The organism is Solibacillus sp. FSL W7-1464 (genome assembly GCF_038004425.1).
Taxonomy (GTDB): domain Bacteria; phylum Bacillota; class Bacilli; order Bacillales_A; family Planococcaceae; genus Solibacillus.
In genome coordinates this window covers 3,092,798-3,112,060 of sequence record NZ_JBBORC010000001.1, presented here as the reverse complement: position 1 = coordinate 3,112,060, position 19,263 = coordinate 3,092,798, and the positions used below count along the sequence as shown (strand labels likewise).

At 36.9% G+C, this 19,263-nt stretch carries 21 protein-coding genes; 10 read left to right on the top strand and 11 right to left on the bottom strand.

Annotation, left to right across the window (positions count from 1 at the left end):
- Window positions 1–5 precede the first annotated feature (5 nt).
- Window positions 6–1,145, bottom strand: a complete 1,140-nt coding sequence (locus MKZ25_RS15490) for an MFS transporter (protein ID WP_340802290.1) — start codon at window positions 1,143–1,145, stop codon at window positions 6–8.
- Window positions 1,146–1,317: 172 nt separating this feature from the next.
- On the opposite strand from MKZ25_RS15490, the gene MKZ25_RS15485 reads away from it, so the two are divergent.
- From MKZ25_RS15485 to istB, 4 genes are all read left to right on the top strand, one after another.
- Window positions 1,318–1,662 (top strand): short-chain dehydrogenase, encoded by a 345-nt coding sequence (locus MKZ25_RS15485; RefSeq protein WP_340802288.1) that lies wholly within the window; start codon window positions 1,318–1,320, stop codon window positions 1,660–1,662.
- Between the two features lie 162 nt (window positions 1,663–1,824).
- Complete coding sequence (locus MKZ25_RS15480) at window positions 1,825–2,121, top strand: hypothetical protein (protein WP_340802287.1); 297 nt, start codon at window positions 1,825–1,827, stop codon at window positions 2,119–2,121.
- A gap of 282 nt (window positions 2,122–2,403) precedes the next feature.
- Window positions 2,404–3,945: an IS21 family transposase gene (istA, locus tag MKZ25_RS15475; protein WP_340800721.1), complete on the top strand. Its 1,542-nt coding sequence runs from the start codon at window positions 2,404–2,406 to the stop codon at window positions 3,943–3,945.
- Entirely contained in the window at window positions 3,942–4,700 is a 759-nt protein-coding gene (istB, locus tag MKZ25_RS15470) for an IS21-like element helper ATPase IstB (protein ID WP_293927736.1), read from the top strand. Before istA ends, istB begins: the two co-directional genes overlap by 4 nt.
- Before the next feature lie 312 nt (window positions 4,701–5,012).
- On the opposite strand, the gene MKZ25_RS15465 is transcribed toward istB, so the two are convergent.
- From MKZ25_RS15465 to MKZ25_RS19875, 4 genes are all read right to left on the bottom strand, one after another.
- Window positions 5,013–5,651: an HD domain-containing protein gene (locus tag MKZ25_RS15465; protein WP_340802286.1), complete on the bottom strand. Its 639-nt coding sequence runs from the start codon at window positions 5,649–5,651 to the stop codon at window positions 5,013–5,015.
- Between the two features lie 108 nt (window positions 5,652–5,759).
- Window positions 5,760–7,280: a succinate CoA transferase gene (locus tag MKZ25_RS15460; protein WP_340802285.1), complete on the bottom strand. Its 1,521-nt coding sequence runs from the start codon at window positions 7,278–7,280 to the stop codon at window positions 5,760–5,762.
- Window positions 7,281–7,429: 149 nt separating this feature from the next.
- Window positions 7,430–8,353, bottom strand: coding sequence for a LysR family transcriptional regulator (locus tag MKZ25_RS15455; protein WP_340802284.1), 924 nt, complete (start codon window positions 8,351–8,353; stop codon window positions 7,430–7,432).
- Between the two features lie 320 nt (window positions 8,354–8,673).
- A complete protein-coding gene (locus tag MKZ25_RS19875) occupies window positions 8,674–8,781 on the bottom strand; it encodes a hypothetical protein (protein WP_445326871.1) in 108 nt (35 codons plus the stop codon).
- A gap of 25 nt (window positions 8,782–8,806) precedes the next feature.
- Between MKZ25_RS19875 and MKZ25_RS15450 the strand changes: the two genes are divergently transcribed.
- Window positions 8,807–9,235 carry an HAD hydrolase family protein gene (locus MKZ25_RS15450; RefSeq protein WP_340802283.1) on the top strand — a complete coding sequence of 143 codons (429 nt, stop codon included), beginning with the start codon at window positions 8,807–8,809 and terminating at the stop codon, window positions 9,233–9,235.
- A 104-nt stretch (window positions 9,236–9,339) separates the two neighbouring features.
- Here MKZ25_RS15450 and MKZ25_RS15445 read toward each other — a convergent pair whose 3' ends face one another.
- The 3 genes from MKZ25_RS15445 to MKZ25_RS15435 are packed head-to-tail and all read right to left on the bottom strand — an operon-like array spanning window position 9,340 to window position 11,235.
- Window positions 9,340–10,071: an ABC transporter permease gene (locus MKZ25_RS15445; protein WP_340802282.1), complete on the bottom strand. Its 732-nt coding sequence runs from the start codon at window positions 10,069–10,071 to the stop codon at window positions 9,340–9,342.
- A complete protein-coding gene (locus MKZ25_RS15440) occupies window positions 10,071–10,802 on the bottom strand; it encodes an ABC transporter ATP-binding protein (protein WP_340802280.1) in 732 nt (243 codons plus the stop codon). The genes MKZ25_RS15445 and MKZ25_RS15440 overlap by 1 nt, the downstream gene beginning before the upstream one ends.
- Window positions 10,803–10,806: 4 nt before the next feature.
- Window positions 10,807–11,235, bottom strand: a complete 429-nt coding sequence (locus MKZ25_RS15435; protein WP_340802279.1) for a helix-turn-helix domain-containing protein — start codon at window positions 11,233–11,235, stop codon at window positions 10,807–10,809.
- 234 nt (window positions 11,236–11,469) lie between these two features.
- Here MKZ25_RS15435 and MKZ25_RS15430 point away from each other — a divergent pair, with 234 nt between their 5' ends.
- The 3 genes from MKZ25_RS15430 (at window position 11,470) to MKZ25_RS15420 (ending at window position 14,679) form a co-directional block, all read left to right on the top strand.
- Complete coding sequence (locus tag MKZ25_RS15430; RefSeq protein ID WP_340802277.1) at window positions 11,470–12,933, top strand: phospholipase D family protein; 1,464 nt, start codon at window positions 11,470–11,472, stop codon at window positions 12,931–12,933.
- 386 nt (window positions 12,934–13,319) lie between these two features.
- A complete protein-coding gene (locus MKZ25_RS15425) occupies window positions 13,320–13,472 on the top strand; it encodes a YrzI family small protein (protein ID WP_340802276.1) in 153 nt (50 codons plus the stop codon).
- Window positions 13,473–13,800: 328 nt separating this feature from the next.
- The gene (locus MKZ25_RS15420; RefSeq protein ID WP_340802275.1) at window positions 13,801–14,679 is read left to right on the top strand and encodes a helix-turn-helix transcriptional regulator; all 879 of its coding nucleotides are present in this window, start codon (window positions 13,801–13,803) and stop codon (window positions 14,677–14,679) included.
- A gap of 134 nt (window positions 14,680–14,813) precedes the next feature.
- Here MKZ25_RS15420 and MKZ25_RS15415 read toward each other — a convergent pair whose 3' ends face one another.
- The gene (locus MKZ25_RS15415; protein WP_340802274.1) at window positions 14,814–15,167 is read right to left on the bottom strand and encodes a hypothetical protein; all 354 of its coding nucleotides are present in this window, start codon (window positions 15,165–15,167) and stop codon (window positions 14,814–14,816) included.
- A gap of 323 nt (window positions 15,168–15,490) precedes the next feature.
- On the opposite strand from MKZ25_RS15415, the gene MKZ25_RS15410 reads away from it, so the two are divergent.
- Window positions 15,491–15,910, top strand: a complete 420-nt coding sequence (locus MKZ25_RS15410) for an RDD family protein (protein WP_340802273.1) — start codon at window positions 15,491–15,493, stop codon at window positions 15,908–15,910.
- Window positions 15,911–16,095: 185 nt separating this feature from the next.
- On the opposite strand, the gene MKZ25_RS15405 is transcribed toward MKZ25_RS15410, so the two are convergent.
- Window positions 16,096–17,283 (bottom strand): PP2C family protein-serine/threonine phosphatase, encoded by a 1,188-nt coding sequence (locus MKZ25_RS15405; protein WP_340802271.1) that lies wholly within the window; start codon window positions 17,281–17,283, stop codon window positions 16,096–16,098.
- Complete coding sequence (locus MKZ25_RS15400) at window positions 17,276–18,121, bottom strand: alpha/beta fold hydrolase (protein ID WP_340802270.1); 846 nt, start codon at window positions 18,119–18,121, stop codon at window positions 17,276–17,278. Before MKZ25_RS15400 ends, MKZ25_RS15405 begins: the two co-directional genes overlap by 8 nt.
- 295 nt (window positions 18,122–18,416) lie before the next feature.
- Here MKZ25_RS15400 and MKZ25_RS15395 point away from each other — a divergent pair, with 295 nt between their 5' ends.
- The gene (locus MKZ25_RS15395; RefSeq protein WP_340802269.1) at window positions 18,417–19,259 is read left to right on the top strand and encodes a histidine kinase N-terminal 7TM domain-containing protein; all 843 of its coding nucleotides are present in this window, start codon (window positions 18,417–18,419) and stop codon (window positions 19,257–19,259) included.
- The last annotated feature ends 4 nt before the right edge of the window (window positions 19,260–19,263 follow it).

The window sequence follows — 19,263 nt, the reverse complement described above, 5'->3', positions numbered from 1 at the left end:
AAGGATTAGGTATTTGCTTGTTGTACTTTTTGGGTACTCAGCGCAAAACTTATGATTGCGGCAACACTGCAAACATAAGGGAGTAGAGCATAACCCCAATTCGATATGACAAAACCTCCAATCATTGAACCAATGGTGATACCGATATACAGAGCTGTATTATTCCATGCCATAACAATGCCTCGCTCTTTTGGATATTCCACCGCTAATCGTGCTTGATAGGATGTGAATCCAGCATAACCGACTAAAGCCCAGAGAGAAAGAAAGAAATAAACCCAATCACCAGCTGAGAAAAATATCCCTAAACCAATAAGTATTACAGGCAAGAAAATTAATGTGGACTTTGAAATGTTGTTTGCTCCGAATTTATCTGTTAATTGTCCACTTGCAAGGCTTCCTAAAACGGCTCCAATACCATAAAAAGTAACAGCTAATGCAATTTCTGTTGATGAGAATTTATTTTCCGCGTATAGAGCTGCACCTAAATAAACATAAAGGGCATACATCGAAATGGCCCAAATGGTCGTAACACTAACTGAACCGAGTATTCTTAACAAATTGCTTTCTACTCTATCCTTGGTTTCATCACTTTTCGGGATAGAGGCCCATGTTTTAAAATTCACTACTGCCAATATAACTCCTATAATTGCTATAACAATAAATACTGAACGCCAACCAAGAAAATGTTCTAATAACGTACCTAATGGTGCACCTGCCCAAAGTGCGGTTAAGTGTCCAGAGACTACGATTGAAAGCCATGTTCCTCTTTTATTTGACGGCGCAATCTCTCCAATAATTGCATAGATCAAAGGTGTAATTGCAGCAACAGAAAAACCAGCTAAAATACGACTGACAATAAGCCATAAAAAGGAAGGAGCAAAAGCAGTTAGTGTATTAGAAATGGCAAACAGAAGTAAACCAAATAGAATAAATGTTCTTCGTCCCTTTTTATCCGAAAGCCACCCAAATAAAGGAGCAGAAAATGCATATGTAACTGCAAACACAGTTACCATCCATCCAGTAGTCTCGGGACTGATGTAATATGCTTCGGAAATCGACGGTAATAACGGAGACACTACAAATAAGTCTGTACCCATTAGAAATAAAGTAATCCAACCAACAATTAAACTGATCTTCCCCTGCAACTCCAACCTCTTTTCTATATAAAAGTATTTTTATAGGTATATTCCAAAGGTTACAAAAAGGACTTTTGAATGATTTAGGGCTTCTAGGTAATGAACGACAATATTCACAAACGATGATTTGGGGATATATTGTAAATTTGGTATCATTGAAGAAGAAAAGAGGTGGTTGCTGATGCCATTAACACACGAATTTGGAATCATAAAAGATATTACCGAAAAATCTTACAACAACTATGCACCTGAGAAATCTCAATGTATTTCAGTAGACGATGAGATAATTGCAAATTTAATGAAGCCCTTATCGTTAATAAAAACTTATTTCCATTCTTTAAATCGTCCTGAATTCGGATTGGCATATCACGGTATCACTATTATTCCTCCAGAATCATTACCCACGTTTTTAGATATTGTTTTATCTGCTGATGATTTGAAACAATTTGATGATTTAAATGAATTGGGCAAAAAAATAATTCAAGCAAAAAAGGAAAATAAATATATGATTCATTACGGGATTTAAACGTATATTTAAAGACGCATGGCCCTTTTACGCAAAAAGGGCTTTCCTTCTTCAAGGAAAGCACCCGATTGTGGAATAACAAATGTAATTAGTATTATAGTATTATAGTTTTATGCGTTAATAATAGAATATTATTCAGGGAAATCACCTTGGGAGCCAATTATGAGGAAAATAAAGGAAAAAGAAATAATTAATATTGATTTGACAAACGGTACTACAGTTAGTGAAGATGATATGCATTTTTATTTCAATTTATTTAATGACGATGCCTTGTTTATTCAATTTGTAAGAATATACTTTGAAGAAGTTGAGGGGAAATTATTTGTTTTATTTGATATAAAAAATAAATTTGATCACAATATTCTAATAAAATTTGGAAGAGAAGAAAACGAAGATGATGATGAAACACTTGAGTCTTTAAAAATTCCATCTATCCTTATCCCAAAAAATGAATTTTAAAAAAATGTTTTAGGTTATAACCAACTAGGAGATCTTGAGCGTTCTCTTTATATAGAGATTAAAGTATTTAATGAAGCTCAAACAGAAATTGTCAGGCATTTAGGTTTTAATGAATATTGCGATCAAAAAAGACCACTAGTGCGGAACATTAAGCCACTCAATGCGGACAATTGAGCCACCGAGTGCGGAAACTTTGAGCCACTTACATATATTCCCTTAAACCTCCTGTATAATGAAGGAGCATGCCACCCAGCATGACACTTCAGAACAGGAGGATTTTTTATGATTGATTACCGTAAAATACTAGCTCTTTCCTTTGATGGCATTAGCCAAAGAACGATTAGCGCTAGCACCGGACACTCTCGCAATACCATATCTGACGTAATCCAACGTGCGAGAAATCTCAGGATTACTTTGTTAAACGACACGATGACAAACGCTTGGCTAGAGGAATATCTTTACCCCGAGAAACAGCCAATTGAAAAAGGCTATTATCCTGTGGATTGGGAGAAGGTGCATAAAGAATTACAGAAAAAGCATGTGACGCTCAAACTTTTACATCACGAGTACGCGCTAGCTGCAAAGGAAGCAGAGAAAATCCCCTATGCCTATCGGACATTCGCTGAAAAATATGGTCATTATGCGCGAAAATTTAAACTAACGATGCCGCTAAGACGCAAGCCAGGTGAAATTATGGAAGTCGATTGGGCTGGTGCAACACTCTCTATTCGAGACCGTGCAACAGGTGAAGAAATGCCTGCGTATGTATTCGTCGCTGCTTTGCCGTACAGCCAAATGATGTATGTAGAAGCTTTTTTAGACATGAAATCGACGAGTTGGTTAACAGCACACATCCATGCCTTCGATTATTTTGGTGGTGTTACGGAAACCCTTGTACCTGATAATTTAAAAACCGGTGTCATTAAAGCGAAACGCGAAGAATCTGTTTTAAATGAGGCATACCGTGAACTGGCTGATCACTATCGTACAGTTATCGTGCCAAGTCGTGTGCAAAAGCCAAAAGATAAGCCAAGTGCCGAAGGTAGCGTAGGACATGCCTCAAGACAAATCATCGCTGCATTACGCAACGCACAGTGTTTTCACATTAACGAGCTGAATCAGTATATCGCTGAAAAATTAGAAGAAATCAACACAACCGATTTTCAAAAACGTCCAGGAACACGAAAAAGCGTATTTGAGGAAGAAGAGAAAAGCACTCTCCAGCAACTGCCTCAAACACGCTTCAAAATGACGGAATGGAAAACCGCCAAGGTTCAACTGAACTACCACATCCAAGTTGAACGCATGTATTATTCCGTCCCTTACGAATACGCCCGTGAATCGGTCGATATTCGTTTAACAACAGATCTAATTGAAGTGTACTTTAAAGAAGCACGAATTGCATCCCATAAACGATTAAAAGGTGAGATAGGACAATATTCTACAAACATTGATCATATGCCAGATCACCATCGTTCTTACGTAGAACATAATCCTGAAAACGTAACTAAATGGGCAACAACCATCGGTTCATTTACGGAAAAATATGTCGCGTATATTTTAGAAAATCATGTAGAGAAAAAAGCACTCCAAATTTTAAGTACATTACAAAACATGGTGAAGAAATATACGGCAGAAGAACTTGAGCAAGCCATTAAGACGTTACTTGAAATCTCATCAAGCCCCTCTAATACAGTTTTAAAAGGCCTATTAGAAAGAACAAAACAGGCTTCAAAAACAAAGAGCGTACCATCCATAAAAACTTCGAATGAAAATCACGGATTTACACGTGGTGCTGCTTATTTCGGGAGGGAGAAAAAATGAGTAAACAAGAAACACTACGTAAGCTTTCAGAAATGGGTTTAAGCGCAATGGCGGAACTCTATCAGGAAATCAACCAAAATCCAGCCTATCGTGATATGGATTTTAATGATCTTTTTAGTCTCTTAACAGATACAGAATATGATCGCCGCAAATCGAATAAACTCGCTCGTTTAATCAAACAAGCGACGTTCAATGAGCCGTCGGCTGCCATTGAAGATATTGAATACCATCCAGATCGCCGTTTAGATAAAAACCTCATCTTAGAATTAGCTACAGGAAACTACATTCAAAATCACCACAACATCATTTTAATGGGCGCTTCAGGCAACGGAAAAAGCTATATAGCCAATGCATTCGGTGTTCATGCCTGCCGTCAATTTCACAAAGTTAAATATATACGCCTCCCGGAACTACTAGATGAACTAGCTGTAGCGAAATATGAAGCAGATGGCAGCTACCGAAAACTTATTCAGCATTACAAAAAAATCGATTTACTCATTATAGACGAATGGCTTTTAACAGACCTATCAGAGGAACAAGTTTTAAACGTTTTCGAAATTGTGGAGGCTCGTTTAAAAAAGGCTTCAACTATCTTCTGTTCTCAATTTGCGCCGGAAGGCTGGTACGCGAAACTTGGCCATGCCCAAATCGCAGACGCTATCTTAGACCGTATTGTACATGATTCTTACCACATTTTAATTGATGGCGAAGTCTCGATGCGCGAGCGCCATGGTCTAAAACCACTTAAGCGATAGATTATTTTCAAATTAAAAAGGAAAACAACTAGCTGCAATTTCAGTAGTTGTTTTCCTTTTCTTAATAGTGGCTCAATTGTCCGCAATCGGTGGCTCAAAACTCCGCATTCACTGGCTTAAAGTTCCGCACTGCTGGCTCAAACGCTCCGCAGTACTCATTTAATATAAAATTCTACATCTAATAATTGTAAAAGAATAGCAGCGTGGCGGAATCTGCCCCCTCAATTATAGTCTATAAAACAAGAAAAATGCTTTCATAATCAGAAAGCATCTTCGTATATAAATTTTAAATTTGTTAAAAGAGGGGATTATTTATTCTGACCACGGTGAATGTAAAATACAGCTACAGAAGTTCTTGTTTTTATATTCTGGTACAAAATGTTGCACAATATCTTGTTTCATATTACCAAAAGTAGTTTCGGGCTTATGTTTGAAGCCTTCATAAAAAGCAGGAATAATTTCTTGTTTAAAATTGTTACGAGGGAATGCTTTAATAATTTCTTCACGTAAGTGTGGGGGGAATTGTTCAAATCCGTCTCCCATTACATCCATACCCACACCTGAGAACAATAATGCTACTTCTGATTCTTTATGCTCTGCAATGCCAGGTGTTGTATGTAATGCGATTGCATCCCATACAAGGCGGATTGATTCATCAGGAATTTGATATTGTTGTAAGAAACTTCTTGCTGCATTGGCACCGTCCACTTCAAAACGTAAATCTGGGCTACTGTACTTTTTAGTTAGTCCTAGATCATGGAATAATGCACTTACGTAAAGTAGTTCTAAATCATAATCTTGTTTTGCAATTTGACCATTAACAGCACCAAATAAAAATACACGGTTAGAGTGATTCCATAATAAATCGTTTCCATATTCGCGTAAAATATCAACCGCGTCTTTTGCTAATTTTGAATCTGGGATTTTAATACCTGCGATTTCTTGACACATAATAAAAACTCCTTTGCAATTTGATGGGTTTGATTAGAACTTAATTTTGAATTATAAAGAAAATTATAAAAAAAGGTTACATATTGTAACCCTTTTTAGTTAGAGAAATTAACTGTTTACTTTTTCTTCCTCGAATAACATTGTTCCTTTTTCAATTAGGTTTGTATGGAATGAGAAAGCTTTATTTAGAATGTGTGGTGTTTGACCGCCGACTTTTTCTTTCGCTTCTTCAAAGTACGCACGTAATTGTGGTCGGTAATTCGGATGCGCGATTTCAATCAGCTTTTCTGCACGCTTCACTGGTGGAAGTCCGCGTAAATCAGCATAGCCTTGCTCAGTTACGATTACATCTACATCGTGTTCCGTATGGTCGATATGCGATACGAATGGAACGATTGTTGAGATTGCGCCATCTTTTGCTAAAGAAGATGTTACAAAGATTGTAATGCGTGCGTTACGCGCAAAGTCACCAGATCCACCAATACCATTCATTACTTTCGTACCGTTGATGTGTGTCGAATTAACGTTCCCATAAATATCCACTTCGATAGCAGTGTTAAATGAAATTACACCTAATCGACGAATAATTTCTGGATGGTTCGAAATTTCTTGTGGTCGGAACATCACTTTATCTTTGTATCTCTCTAGATCTTCAGCTAAAGAATCAACACGCTTCTTTGAAAGTGAGAACGAAGTACCCGCTGCGAATTTAACAACACCTGCATCGATTAAGTCGAAAATCCCGTCTTGTAATACTTCTGAGAACACTTCAATATCTTTAAACTGCGAATTTTTCATCCCGTTTAATACGGCATTTGCGACTGACCCTACGCCCGATTGTAGCGGTGCTAAAGAATTCGTTAAATTGCCTGCTTCTACTTCACTCGCTAAGAAGTCTAATAAGTGATTGGCAATTTGCTGTGTTTCTTCATTTGGCTCAAATAATGGTGAAGGAATATCCGGCTGTTCGGATAAAACAATCCCTTTTACTTTAGCTGAATCTACTTTAATGCCGATTTCGCCAATTCGGTCAGACACTTTGTAAACAGGAATTTCACGACGTTCACCTTGCACATCTGGTACATAAATATCATGAAGACCTTCATACGCTTTAGGTGCAGTTAAATTTAATTCAATAATAACGTTTTCAGCTTTTTCTACAAAAATAGGTGAGTTCCCAACAGACCCAGTTGGAATTATTAATCCATCTTCTGTAATAGCAGCGGCTTCAATAATTGCGTAATCAATTTTTCCTAATGTCCCTTTACGTACTTCTTCTGCTGTGTGTGATACGTGTTGGTCAATGTAGTAAATCTCACCAGCATTGATTTTCCCACGCATTACAGCGTTACCTTGGTATGGAACACGTAAGTTAATAATTCCAGCTTCAGCCATTGATTGGTCCGCAGTTGGCCCTAACGAAGCACCTGTATAAAGATTTACTTTGAAATTTTCTTTCTCACCACGTTTAGAAAGTGCAAGTGGAAATTCCTTTGGTTCACCAAATAATGTAAATCCGCTCATACCAAGGTTCATACCATCTTCAATCCAAGAAGCAGCTTCCTCCGCAGAAACAACTTTGTCTAAAAATGCTTCGTTTCTGATGAATTGACTTAAATCTTTACTCATAAACAATCACCTCATAGTAGTTTTGTCTTTTCCCATTGCCAATTAAAAAATCCCTTACAATATAAATTTCTTAATTGTCCTAATCTTATTGTATAGAATGCTTTATCATTCGTCTATTACATCATTTCTATGAAAATGATAGTTACAACCTATAATGCTAAGTCATTTAAATAATTTAGAGCATCTTTCCCTGTATGGAAATGAAGTTCTTCAATTTCTTCTAATAATAATTTCATGTACTCACGTGCGGCGTAGTTAATAAAACAGTTCTTCTTTATCATGAGATTGACAGGTCTAGTTAAAGTTGGGTTTTCAATACGTTGGAAAAATAAGTCGTTTTTATCATAAAACTCATATAGAGTGCGTGAGACAACACTGCGACCAACTCCACTTCTTACGAGATTTAAAATGGATGTAATGCTCGACGTTTCAATAATAGGCTCTAATTTCTTGCCAATTCCGAAGCTAGTCTTATTTAATAATTTTCTACATTGATGTGAATTAGAAAATAAAATAAGGGGTTCATTAAAAATAGAAGAGAACGAAACATTTTGTTCATTGTTACTTTGATTACTAATCAGATAAAACTCTTCATTATATAACCTTATTCCCTGTAATAAATCAGACTTATCAAATTGAAAACCAATTCCAAAATCCGCTTGATTTTCTAAAACAATTTTTTCTACTTGATCTGTAGTTTCAATAAGAACTTTAATATTCGGATATAACTTATTAAATTTAATACATACTGTGGATATTAGATCTGTCATTTCTCCTGGTAATACAGCAATCTTCAATTCTCCTATTTCTACTTTCGAAAATGCTACAATTTGTGAAGATATATTTTGGATAGAATCTTGAATATTCAGTGCTTCTTGTTGGACAATTGCCCCTACCTTCGTAAGCTCAATTTTCTTGCCAACACGGTTAAATAGTGAATACCCTATCTCTTTTTCTAGAACCTTAATTTGTTGGCTTAAAGTGGGTTGTGAGATTCCTATCTTTTCGGCTGCTTTTGTAAAATGTAGTTCTTTACTAAGCACTAAAAAATACTCTAACTGGCGTAATTCCATGTTGCTTCAATCCTTTATAATGAATTTTTTATCTATTAATATTTTTCTTTAAGCGAATAATCTAGTTATTAAGGTATTATATTTAAAGAAATTATTCCACAATTTATTTCGAAATACTTTTGCATTAGGTCAAATGTAATTCTTCATAATCCCGATTGCATTATATATAAATATACATTTTTCCCTCCACAATATGGCCCCTATAATTGAATAAAGCATTTTCTTATTCATGAAATGCGCCCGATTGTTAAGTCCTATCACCTTACTGCACTTATTTATGGTACGCTTCTCCGTAATGACACTAAGTGCGGTTTTAAATATCATTCAAATCTTACATCATTTGAATATTGCTTCATCTTTTCCCAATTTAAAATTTGAAGCGTATCTCCATTACGAATAATGGCTGCTTCTTCACTCCATTTTTTCAATATACGATTTAAATGTCTTTTTGTTGTGCTTACATATTTAGCTGATGGCGAATGGGATTATGCATTCACTGGTAGCTTTGAACATCCTATTTATAAAAATATTAACCAAACGTCCGCTAGAAATTTAGCTATGACAGAGCTTGAGAAAATCTGCAAATTAGTCATATTTAATCCTACTCAACAGGTCATTACTCACCTTGAACACTTACCTGTTTTGATAACAACTTACAAACAAGAAGATGCGATTGATATCAGTCCATTACGTATTAATAAAGTAACGGGTCTTGAAAAACTAAACATCCATGAGTTTATTGCTTTTGGAAATGATAGCAATGACCAATGTTTATTCGAAAAAGCAGCATACAGTGTATGTGTAGGTGATAATGAAGTGCAGCACTATGCTTCCAAAAAAATCTCAAAAGAAGAGTCGCAGAAACAATTTTACAACCACTAAATCTTACCGTCAGCATCTAACAAAAAAGCTTAAAGAACATGAATCATTCGTGTTCTTTAAGCTTTTTTAAAACCGCATTTACTTATGATACGGTTCACCGTAATTCAATTTTGCTGAATTTTATATTTGAAAATAAAAATCGAAAGACTAAAAAGGACCGCTGCATAAATTACCACAACATATAAATGGGGAAACATTGCGCTAAAGTCTTCTGCTACAATTGCTCGAACTAAATCAACAGCGTGGACGAATGGTAGCGCATAAGCGACTTTTTCAATGGTTCCCCCAATTAACGATACATCGAACCATGCGCCAGATAATAGGGCGGTTACGTTCGTTAACAAAGCGCCACATAAGCCGACAGCTGCCTTTTCGCTAAATAAGGAGCCGCATAACAGTCCGATTCCTATGAAAATAGTAGATGTAATGAGTAAGGCAATAAATGCAAATACATGGTTGAAAGATAGCTCCAAACCTAAAAAGTAAGCAGTTATAAAACACGTAATACTTTGAAGCAAAACAATTATCCCTAAAGGAAGCGTATAACCAATAATGAAATCACTTGCTCTCATAGGAGTCGTTAGCAATCTTATTAAATAGGAACTAGAACGGTCTTTCGCTAACGTTTGTGCTGCAAATAAAGCAATAAAAGAAAGGCTAAATACTGCGATGCCAGGTGTTAAATGTTCAATATTAAAAAGTGCTTCTGGAACATTGCGATTAATCGCAGTTAATAGCAACAGTAAAATGATGGGAAAGGCTATACCAAAAAATAATGAAATCGGGTCGCGTACAATTTCTTTCGTACAACGTCCAGCAAAGACATAAGCCCTCATTATAATTTGCCTCCTGTTACGAAATGCACAAATGCATCCTCAAAGTTTTCTTTACTTGCTGTTGTAAGGAGCTCGTCTACTTTGCCAAGTGCCTTTATTTCTCCGTCCTTCATAATACAAATACGATCACACAAGTTTTCTGCTTCTTCTAAATAGTGGGTGGTAAGTACAATTGTCGTCGTCTCTCTCAGTTTATTTATCATTGCCCATAGCTCACGACGGCTAATGATATCTAACCCCAAAGTAGGTTCATCTAAAAATAAAATTCGAGGATCTGCAATGAGAGCCATTGCAATACTTAACTTTCGTTGCCAACCGCCGGATAATTTTTTACCACGTTGATGTTCGTAAGGCTGTAGTGAAAACTGGCTAATTAAAGCATCCGTTTTTTCAATGGACTTCTCCTTCGAAAAGCCGTGAATGCGTGCCATTAATAATAAATTTTCGCGCACAGATAAATTTGGTGCAATGGACGTTTCCTGAGGTGAGACAGCGAGTAATCTCCGAATACTTGGCAACTCCTTACTAAGGGAATGCCCAAGAACAAGTGCATCTCCTGAAGTTGGTTTGGCAAGGCCGCTTAACATATTGATAACCGTCGTTTTTCCAGCACCATTTACTCCAAGGAGTCCGAATAGTTCCCCTTGGTTAATCGTAAGTGTCATCGGAGAAACGGCAACTTTTTCTTTAAAGCTTTTTGATAAACCTTGAAGTTCAATTGCAGCACTCATTCATTTATTCCTCCTCTTTTTGATAATTTTTCGCCATATTTAAAAACTGTTTAATCATTTTTTCAGGTGCTAACGCCAACCCCCGTTCCTCATCCCCTATAATAACGACTGAATCACCTGGGTTAATTCGGAAAATTTCACGGGCTTTTTTCGGAATGACAATTTGGCCACGTTCTCCTACTGTTGCTGTCCCAAAAAAATGCTGTCCTTTTGGTGGAATATCTATACCTGTTTCTTCCGAGTTATGATTTACTAACGCATCTAAGGTTACCCCAAAGAAATTGGCAATGTTCATACTATGATGTAAATCTGGTGTCGATTCACCTTTTTCCCATTTTGCAATTACTTGACGTGAAACATTTAATTCTTGTGCTAATTGCTCTTGCGTTAGATTACGACGTTTTCTCAACGAGCTTAAATTCAAATTAATCATACTTTTCATCCTCTCGTATTTAATTATAAACACTGTTTTAATAGTAAATCTACCAACGGAACATAACATTGATGTTATCATTCGTAGCGTAATGTTAAATGTAAGTAGATGTGATCTTTACTGGATCTTCGCTAAGTCCGTTTCCCTGACAATCCCAGCTCCCATGCAAGCAAGCGCTGTTTAAGTTTGCTTGTTCGCGGGAACTTGAAGTACAAGAGTATTGGGGGAATTTCAATGGAAAAAGTTCAGAAGAAATGGAACAGCTGGAGCCGCAGAAAAAAGATTATAAGCGCTCTTTTACTTCTTTTGATTTTGCTATATATAGGGGTAATGCTATGGCATACGTATAAACCGTTGCCGAAAAATATTTCCTATGAAGGAGAGTTGCATAGAACAGACAATATTGAAATGATTACGGATTTAACTTATGCGCAAGATCAGGATGGAACGAATCGGAAACATGAGAATCATATATTTGATGCAGTTTATACATTGATTGATGAAGCCGAACAGTTTGTCGTGGTGGATTTCTTTTTGATGGATGGGTATTTCGATGAAAAAGAAGATTTCCCGCCAATCGCGGACAGCCTCTCTGACAAGCTTGCCGAGAAAAAGAAAAACAATCCGGATATGCCGGTTGTTTTCATCACCGATCCGCTAAATAAGGGCTATGGTTCCTATGAAACGCCGTGGTTCAAGAAGATGCGTGAAGCCGGGGTAGAAATTGTTTACACCGATTTAGAACCATTAAGGGATTCCACGCCGATTTATTCGGGCTTATACCGATTATTTTTTCAATGGTTTGACCGCGACGGCGAAGGGTGGATAGCCAATGCCATGTCGAGCAAAGCCCCAAAAATGACCGCAACCTCCTATTTGGAACTGCTCAATGTGAAAGCCAATCACCGCAAAGCAGCCATTTCGGAAAAGGAAGCGATTATCACTTCATCAAACCCGCATGATGCAAGTGGTTTCCACGGAAATCTTGCTTTGAAAGTAACGGGATCTGTTATCAACGATATTCTGGAGACTGAAGAAGCGGTGTCGATCATGTCGGATGGTCCCAAATTGCCGAGGGCGGATATTCCTAAGCAAGAGGACGGCCAGTATGCGGTACAATATTTGACCGAGAAGAAAATATTGGATGCCTTGCTTGAAGATCTGGAGGCGACAAAAGAAGGAGATGAAATTTGGGTTGGCATGTTCTTTATTGCACATCGCGGCATTGTGAACGCCTTAACCGATGCAGCAAACCGGGATGTGCAGGTGAACATGATTCTGGACCCAAATGAAAACTCATTCGGCCAGGAAAAGTCCGGTTTGCCGAATCGCCCGGTTGTGAATGAGCTGCTAGAGGATACAAAAGAACAAATTAACATTCGCTGGTACAATACCGTAGTCGGCCAATACCATACAAAAGCCATCTGGATTCAAACAGCAGAACAAACCATCATTTCAAGCGGTTCTTCCAACTATACAGAACGAACACTGGATGATTACAACCTGGAAAATAACGTACGCATCCTCGCGCCAAATGATAGTGCGCTCGCCTTGGATATGGAGCGATATTTTGAGCGGCTTTGGAAAAATGAAGATGCCCTGTATACTTTGGATGTGCAAGAATATCAGGATAACCTGTCCTGGTGGCAGCGCTGGATTTATACGGCCCAAAAAGCAGTCAAAGTAACGACGTATTAATAAAAAATAAAATGCAGTGAAAATTTTGCTACATCAACATTTTGAAATAGTATGTTTGATTATTTTTTACAATTTTGTAAAAAATATGTTTACAAATAATGTGAGGGTGTTTATACTTACACAATAATCAAAAAATTCTAAGGAGGTCGAAGAAAATGATCGTTATTTATAAATTAATGTCACTAGTAGATACAAATTCAGAAAAAACGAAAATCACACATTCGACCAGTTTGGAATGGATTGCTTAAATTTTTTTATTAATTAAGTATGCCCATACCGCAGGGAGAAGTGTGCCCCTGCGGTATTTTTATGCCTTTTTTTACCGCAGGGGGGAGTCTCTCTGCGGTTTTTTCCATTTTCAGGGTATTTTAAGGAGGTGATAATCCATGATATTAAACTTTTTTACCCTTTCGATAGCTATTACAAAGCGTGAACGTGAGATCTCACATGAGAAAGCACTTCATGAAGAAAAAGTAAGAAAAATCTTTGAAGAGAACAAACGAAAAGTAGAAGATTACACGCGCCAACGTCATTATTAATTTTTAGTCATTTAAAACAATGAAAGGTGGGAATTGAAATGATTTTTATGAGTAGAAGAAGGTATGCAATTTTATGGTTGGAGAAGGATTCCACTTAGCGAACAGATAAAGTAGATTTATAGCGGATGGATTTTAATATCTCCGTCATGTGAAGAGGCTGTGCGAACGTCATTACAGCAAACGATTTGATGTAACGTTGAAAAATTTGCTGCGCATTTTGGAATAAGGGGATGTTTAAATCAAAAAAAGTTCCCGAATGAAAGTAGTGCAATAATTATCAAAAAATTTCCTTATTCCTCCCGTATACTTGGTTTTGAGGTGAGCAGTTATGTATAGTGAAATCGTTCAAAAAATTGTGGATACATTAGAGGAGAATTTATTAACAACGTGGCGGTTGGAGCATTACGCAGAAAAAATCGGCTACTCGAAATTTTATTTGACGCGTCAGTTTAAAAAAGAAACGGGTTTAACGATTGGTGAGTATATTCGAAAAAGACGCCTTGCCGTATCTGCTTATCTCTTGCTCCATACGGATTATGCAATTCTTGAGATTTCGTTAGAATGTCGGTTTCAATCGCAAGAAGCTTTTACCCGTGCATTTAAAGAGCTATACAATATGCCACCCGGTAAATACCGCCAGATGATGCGTTCTTTATACACAAAGGAGGAAAAGGAAATGACAACAACAAACGAAGTAAAAGGGTGGCTGTTAACGGGGACAAATCCGTCTCTTTATATGATGAAAGCGGACCACGAAGTATTCCATACAGGTTCAAAATCCGGTCAACTTAGTTCTAATGGTTCTGTAGAGGAAGGTCATTTTGGTACAATGATGCAAACATTTTCAGCTGAAAAATGGATTGGTAAACGAATGAAAATGTCCTGCTTTATTAAAACAAAAAATGTTGTGAAGTGCGGTGCCTGGTGTCGAATTGATTCAAGAAACGGTGATTTACTGCAATTTGATAATATGGACAACCGTTCGATTTACGGAACGACCGATTGGAATTATTATTCAATTGTCTTAGATGTGCGAGAAGAAAGTGCCTCCATTCATTTTGGACTTTTACTGACAGGGTCTGGCGAAGCTTGGATTGATGGGATTTCCTTTGAGGAAGTGGACCATTCGGTAGCGTCTACGAATATGGCAGGCTCTGCCGGGGAATTACCGTTAGAGCCGGTGAATTTAGGATTTGATGATTTATGATGCTACTTGATTAATGTGATAAGGAGCATCATAACATCTATCGGAACACAAAAAGACAAACGTTGTTATTTCAGCGTTTGTCTCTACTAATGAATCTATAACATTGATCTTTGACGACCTCATCATTGTTCACTTTATTTTAAGTTTTTAGCGCTTTTATCCATCATGTTTAAATCTGAAAATAAGCATATAAAGAAAGCAATCGCATTAATCGGCAATACAAAAAAGAAGAAGCCTAACCCTATAAATAGGCCTCCGCCATTCCCGGAATCAGTTAAAGTCATAATTAAAAATCCCACATTAAAAACCCCGAATGCAAGCCCAACAAACTTCGTATAAAACATGGCGTCGGTATTTTTAGCCTTAACCATTAAAATAATTGCCACAACTAGAGGCGACAACAAAAATAGTATAAATAATGCATTGAACAAATTTCCCATAATTACTCCCAATCCCTCTTTGACGCTGCAATGCACTTTTGCGTACAACTTGGATTTTCTTTTTCTTCTTCAGTCAAAGTTAGTATGCTTATTTAATAATAGTAGCAGTAGCTTCGTTATTTTAGTCTAATTCCTTTGTTGAATTTCCAAGAACGTTGAATCCGTTTTAAATTAAATATTTATTATATACCACATTAAGTTTTAATGACTAGGCAATAGTATGGGGATTTTGGGATTATTATTTAGTAATAATAAAAATTATGAAATGTTACCAAACGTCGCTTTAGGTACGTTTTTCTTCAATTAACGAGATAGTAGTTCAATAATGAAATGGTATAATTTACAGTAAACGGAATATAGGGGGAGATTAGATGAATTTTAAGAGACCAGCAGGATTTGGCATAAGGTTTATAGCAAGTATTTTAGATTTTTTAATTATTTCGTCAATATTTGGAATCGTATATTACATGATAAACGGTAGTTATTCTATCGAACAGAACGAAGAATTCACTTTTCAAGCATTATATACCTTGTATTTGACCATTACTCCTATTTTGTGGGGTGGATACGTAATCGGCAAGAAAATTTGTAAGGTTAAAATAAAGCGTTTTAACGATGATGAGAACCCTACAATACTCAATATGATTATGAGAGAAATGGTTGGTAAATATATCATTGTATTAGCTACCTTTGGAATATCAGTATTGGTCAGTGGACTTATGGTTATCTTACGAGAAGACAAGAGAACCATTCATGATTTCATTGGCGGGACTTATGTTAATAAAGAATAAATTTTTCTTTCACTAACAGATATTCTAGTACAACAACAATTTATAAAACATACAAATCCATACAAAATAACGTTCCCAAATGAAAGTTTGGGAATACACAGGACATTCCTCGTTTTTATATGTACGGGTATTTGTAGCTTAGTTGGAAAAGTAAAAAACAGTGGAAAGTCTCTCCCACTGTTTTTTTATAACTCAACCAATATAAAACATTGGTCATCATGATTATATTTACTATATATATTTTCTTTGTTTTCGAGTGTATGTTGAATGGTCTCTTTTGTCTTTGCTAATGGACTCCATATTGTATCGTGCAGTAAATGATTTAAGGTGTTTAACTCAAACGTTTCAGAAACACCATCTGTATACAGAAGTATTCTTGTCCCACTCTTATAATGAAATGTTCTTGATTTATACAAAATGTTTTCAAACATGCCTAATGGCGGGTTTGTTGCACCGAGCTCATGTTGGGCACCATTGACTTCCTGTAAAATAGCAGGAGGGTGGCCAGCATTAATATACTCAATCGTCTGTGTGCTGATATCAATATTCAGATAAATTGCTGTGCAGTAATGCCAAGCATCCTGATTGTTTTGAAATAAATCGTGCAAGTACTGATCCAGCTCCTGTAATACCCTTTCAGGTGCGGCTTCCCGCGATATTAACTTCTGGAACATCGATTGAAGTGACATCGTAATTAAAGCAGATGAAACCCCGTGGCCCATAACATCCAATAAAATAATGCCGTACTTTTGCGGCGTTATTTGATAAAATCCAAAAATATCTCCGGATAATGATTTAGACGCATGATAATAAGACAGGATTTGAATATCCTCATTGAGGATGTCCTTCGTTAATGCGGTTTCCTGAATTTTTTTGGCAATCTGCAAATCCCGTTCGGTTTCTCGCATAATTTTCGTGTTGATTTGATTGGCCTGCTCGAGATCCAGTTGCTTTTTCTCCAATTTCGAAAGGACCTGCTCTTTTTCTAAATAAGCATCTTCCGTCATTTTCCGGGCGTTTATGAGCGCATCTTCCAATGCACTTCGATTACGGATCGGAAAAATGACGCCGATTATCTGATTATTATCCTGGATAGAAGCGTTTAATAAAATAGGGATTTCTTCTTTCATTACGGTTAGTAATGTCAGGAACATTTCCTCGACAGCGTGCTTCACTTTAATCAGCGGTACTAAATAAAGCTGACAGAAAATCTGGGACGAAGGAGATAACAGCACATTAAAATGCTGCCCTATAAGATGCTCGGATGTTTGATAGTGCAGCAAATTCAGCAATGTCTTATTAATGGTAAGAATTTCACCTTCTGATGATAAAGTGATAAATCCGCACGGGGCCTTCTCTATTAGTTCATCCATTTAAATATTCCACGCCCTCACCGATCAGTGGCACAGGTTGCTCCGATAAATAATTTTTAATCAATTGAATTGTTTCCTCCGGGTCGCTCATATGTGGACAGTGACCGATTGCATTCATATAGGCAATCTTACTGTTTGGCATATGCTCATGTAAGTACTCGCCAACTACCCTTGGCGCGATGACATCTTCCTTACATTGTAAAATAAGGGACGGGACAGTTGCTTTCGGAATATCTTTACGGTTATCGGTAAAGAAGCAAGCCTTTGCAAATGTATTCGCAAATAAAGGATCAGTTGAACAGAACCGATCTTCCAAATCTTTTGAAACGCCTGCTTTTGCTGTATTGTTTAATAATGTAATCGAGAAAGCATTTGCCCAACCGATATAATTTTTTTCCATCAGGTCCATTAAATTGAGTAAGTCTTTAATTTCAAAACCACCGTAGTATGGGGGATCATTGATATAACTTGGTGATGGTGCGATCAGGATCAGTTGTGAAAAGTACTCTGGTTTTGATAATGAAGCCAAGAAGCCGATCATACTGCTTACCGAGTGACCGACAAAAACTGCTTCCTTTAAATCCAGAGTTTCACAAATGTCTAAAAGATCCTGCACGTAACCGGACAGTTCTCCATATTTTTCAAGGTCAAAAGCTGTAATATCTGAATTTCCAAACCCGACATAATCAAATAAAATTATTTGATAATCTTCTTCAAAAGCAGGAAATACATCATTCCATACCGTTTGGTCGCATCCAAACCCAGCAGCGAAAATTAAAGGTTTTTTACCTTTCCCACGAATATGTACGTTATTTCGCTTCATTATATTTTGGATCATGAAATACACTCCCATCAAATAATCTCTTCTAACATTTTAAAACATAGATTTTATTCTATTAAACTGTAATTTTGAATTAGATGGGAGAATAAGTAAAGGGAAACGCCTTTTTTCCTCCTTTCATTTCGAGGGATAAATTGATAGATAACTATTATTATTTCAATAAAATATCCTATTATTTTATATTTTATGCTACATTATAAGAAAAAAGTGTTAATTAAGAGAGGATAAACCAATAATGGGTTCGCAATTGACCATGTATATAACGCTTGTTTGTACGTCGGGAGTACTAAATTTGTACTTATGTCTCTATGCCTTTAGCAAACGTCATAAATATACGAATATCGCAAATTATTTTATTCTCTATACAGCGGCCATCAGCATTTACTGTTTTGCTTCGGCCATGACTTTAATATCGACGACGCTCGAACAAATCAGTTTCTGGAATACCATTCTCTACATCGGGATGCCGACATCTGCAACACTGGGCTTACTGTATGTCATGAGCTATTTAGGCTTTAAGATGACGGTTAGAAGAAGCGTATTCATACTTCTTATTCCATTTATCACTATTATAATGGTAGCGACAAATCCCTGGCATCATCTTCATTATCGAGTTTTTGAACTGGACCCGAATTTAGGAGCACCTTTCGTTTATCAGGAGATTGGCATGTGGTATATGGTGCACGGTGTATACACCTTTGCCAGCATGTTTGTCGCATTTTTGCTGGTGATTTCTCATTGGAAGGAAACGGCGAAGGTATACCGCCCCCAATTGATTGCGTTAATGTTCGGCCAGCTTGTTCCGATAGTGACAGCGTTTCTTTATTTGAACGGATTCACACCTGCAGGAGTTGATCCGGTACCGATGATTTTATGGCTTTCTTCCTTATTATACTTGTGGGCGATCAGCACATCCCGGCTGTTTCGGATTATGCCGATTGCGAAAGATAAAATATATAATAGTATTACGGACGGGGCCATCGTATTGGATGAATCTTACCGGCTTATTGAATTCAATCAAGCATCGAAAGTGATGCTGCCAAATTTGAAAAAATCGATGTTCGGCAAAAATTTTGTGAAGTTTTGGAATGAACAGACAGGGGAGGAACTGCCTTTCAAATTAACGCGATATTAAGGAC

Coding starts and splice junctions, on each gene's coding strand:
- MKZ25_RS15440 (WP_340802280.1), bottom strand. CDS start 10,802: ATGAGTGCTGCAATTGAACTTCAAGGTTTATCAAAAAGCTTTAAAGAA.
- MKZ25_RS15420 (WP_340802275.1), top strand. CDS start 13,801: ATGTATAGTGAAATCGTTCAAAAAATTGTGGATACATTAGAGGAGAAT.
- istA (WP_340800721.1), top strand. CDS start 2,404: ATGATTGATTACCGTAAAATACTAGCTCTTTCCTTTGATGGCATTAGC.
- MKZ25_RS15410 (WP_340802273.1), top strand. CDS start 15,491: ATGAATTTTAAGAGACCAGCAGGATTTGGCATAAGGTTTATAGCAAGT.
- MKZ25_RS15435 (WP_340802279.1), bottom strand. CDS start 11,235: ATGATTAATTTGAATTTAAGCTCGTTGAGAAAACGTCGTAATCTAACG.
- MKZ25_RS15460 (WP_340802285.1), bottom strand. CDS start 7,280: ATGAGTAAAGATTTAAGTCAATTCATCAGAAACGAAGCATTTTTAGAC.
- MKZ25_RS15465 (WP_340802286.1), bottom strand. CDS start 5,651: ATGTGTCAAGAAATCGCAGGTATTAAAATCCCAGATTCAAAATTAGCA.
- MKZ25_RS15455 (WP_340802284.1), bottom strand. CDS start 8,353: ATGGAATTACGCCAGTTAGAGTATTTTTTAGTGCTTAGTAAAGAACTA.
- MKZ25_RS15425 (WP_340802276.1), top strand. CDS start 13,320: ATGATATTAAACTTTTTTACCCTTTCGATAGCTATTACAAAGCGTGAA.
- istB (WP_293927736.1), top strand. CDS start 3,942: ATGAGTAAACAAGAAACACTACGTAAGCTTTCAGAAATGGGTTTAAGC.
- MKZ25_RS15480 (WP_340802287.1), top strand. CDS start 1,825: ATGAGGAAAATAAAGGAAAAAGAAATAATTAATATTGATTTGACAAAC.
- MKZ25_RS15405 (WP_340802271.1), bottom strand. CDS start 17,283: ATGGATGAACTAATAGAGAAGGCCCCGTGCGGATTTATCACTTTATCA.
- MKZ25_RS15485 (WP_340802288.1), top strand. CDS start 1,318: ATGCCATTAACACACGAATTTGGAATCATAAAAGATATTACCGAAAAA.
- MKZ25_RS15430 (WP_340802277.1), top strand. CDS start 11,470: ATGGAAAAAGTTCAGAAGAAATGGAACAGCTGGAGCCGCAGAAAAAAG.
- MKZ25_RS15445 (WP_340802282.1), bottom strand. CDS start 10,071: ATGAGGGCTTATGTCTTTGCTGGACGTTGTACGAAAGAAATTGTACGC.
- MKZ25_RS15400 (WP_340802270.1), bottom strand. CDS start 18,121: ATGATCCAAAATATAATGAAGCGAAATAACGTACATATTCGTGGGAAA.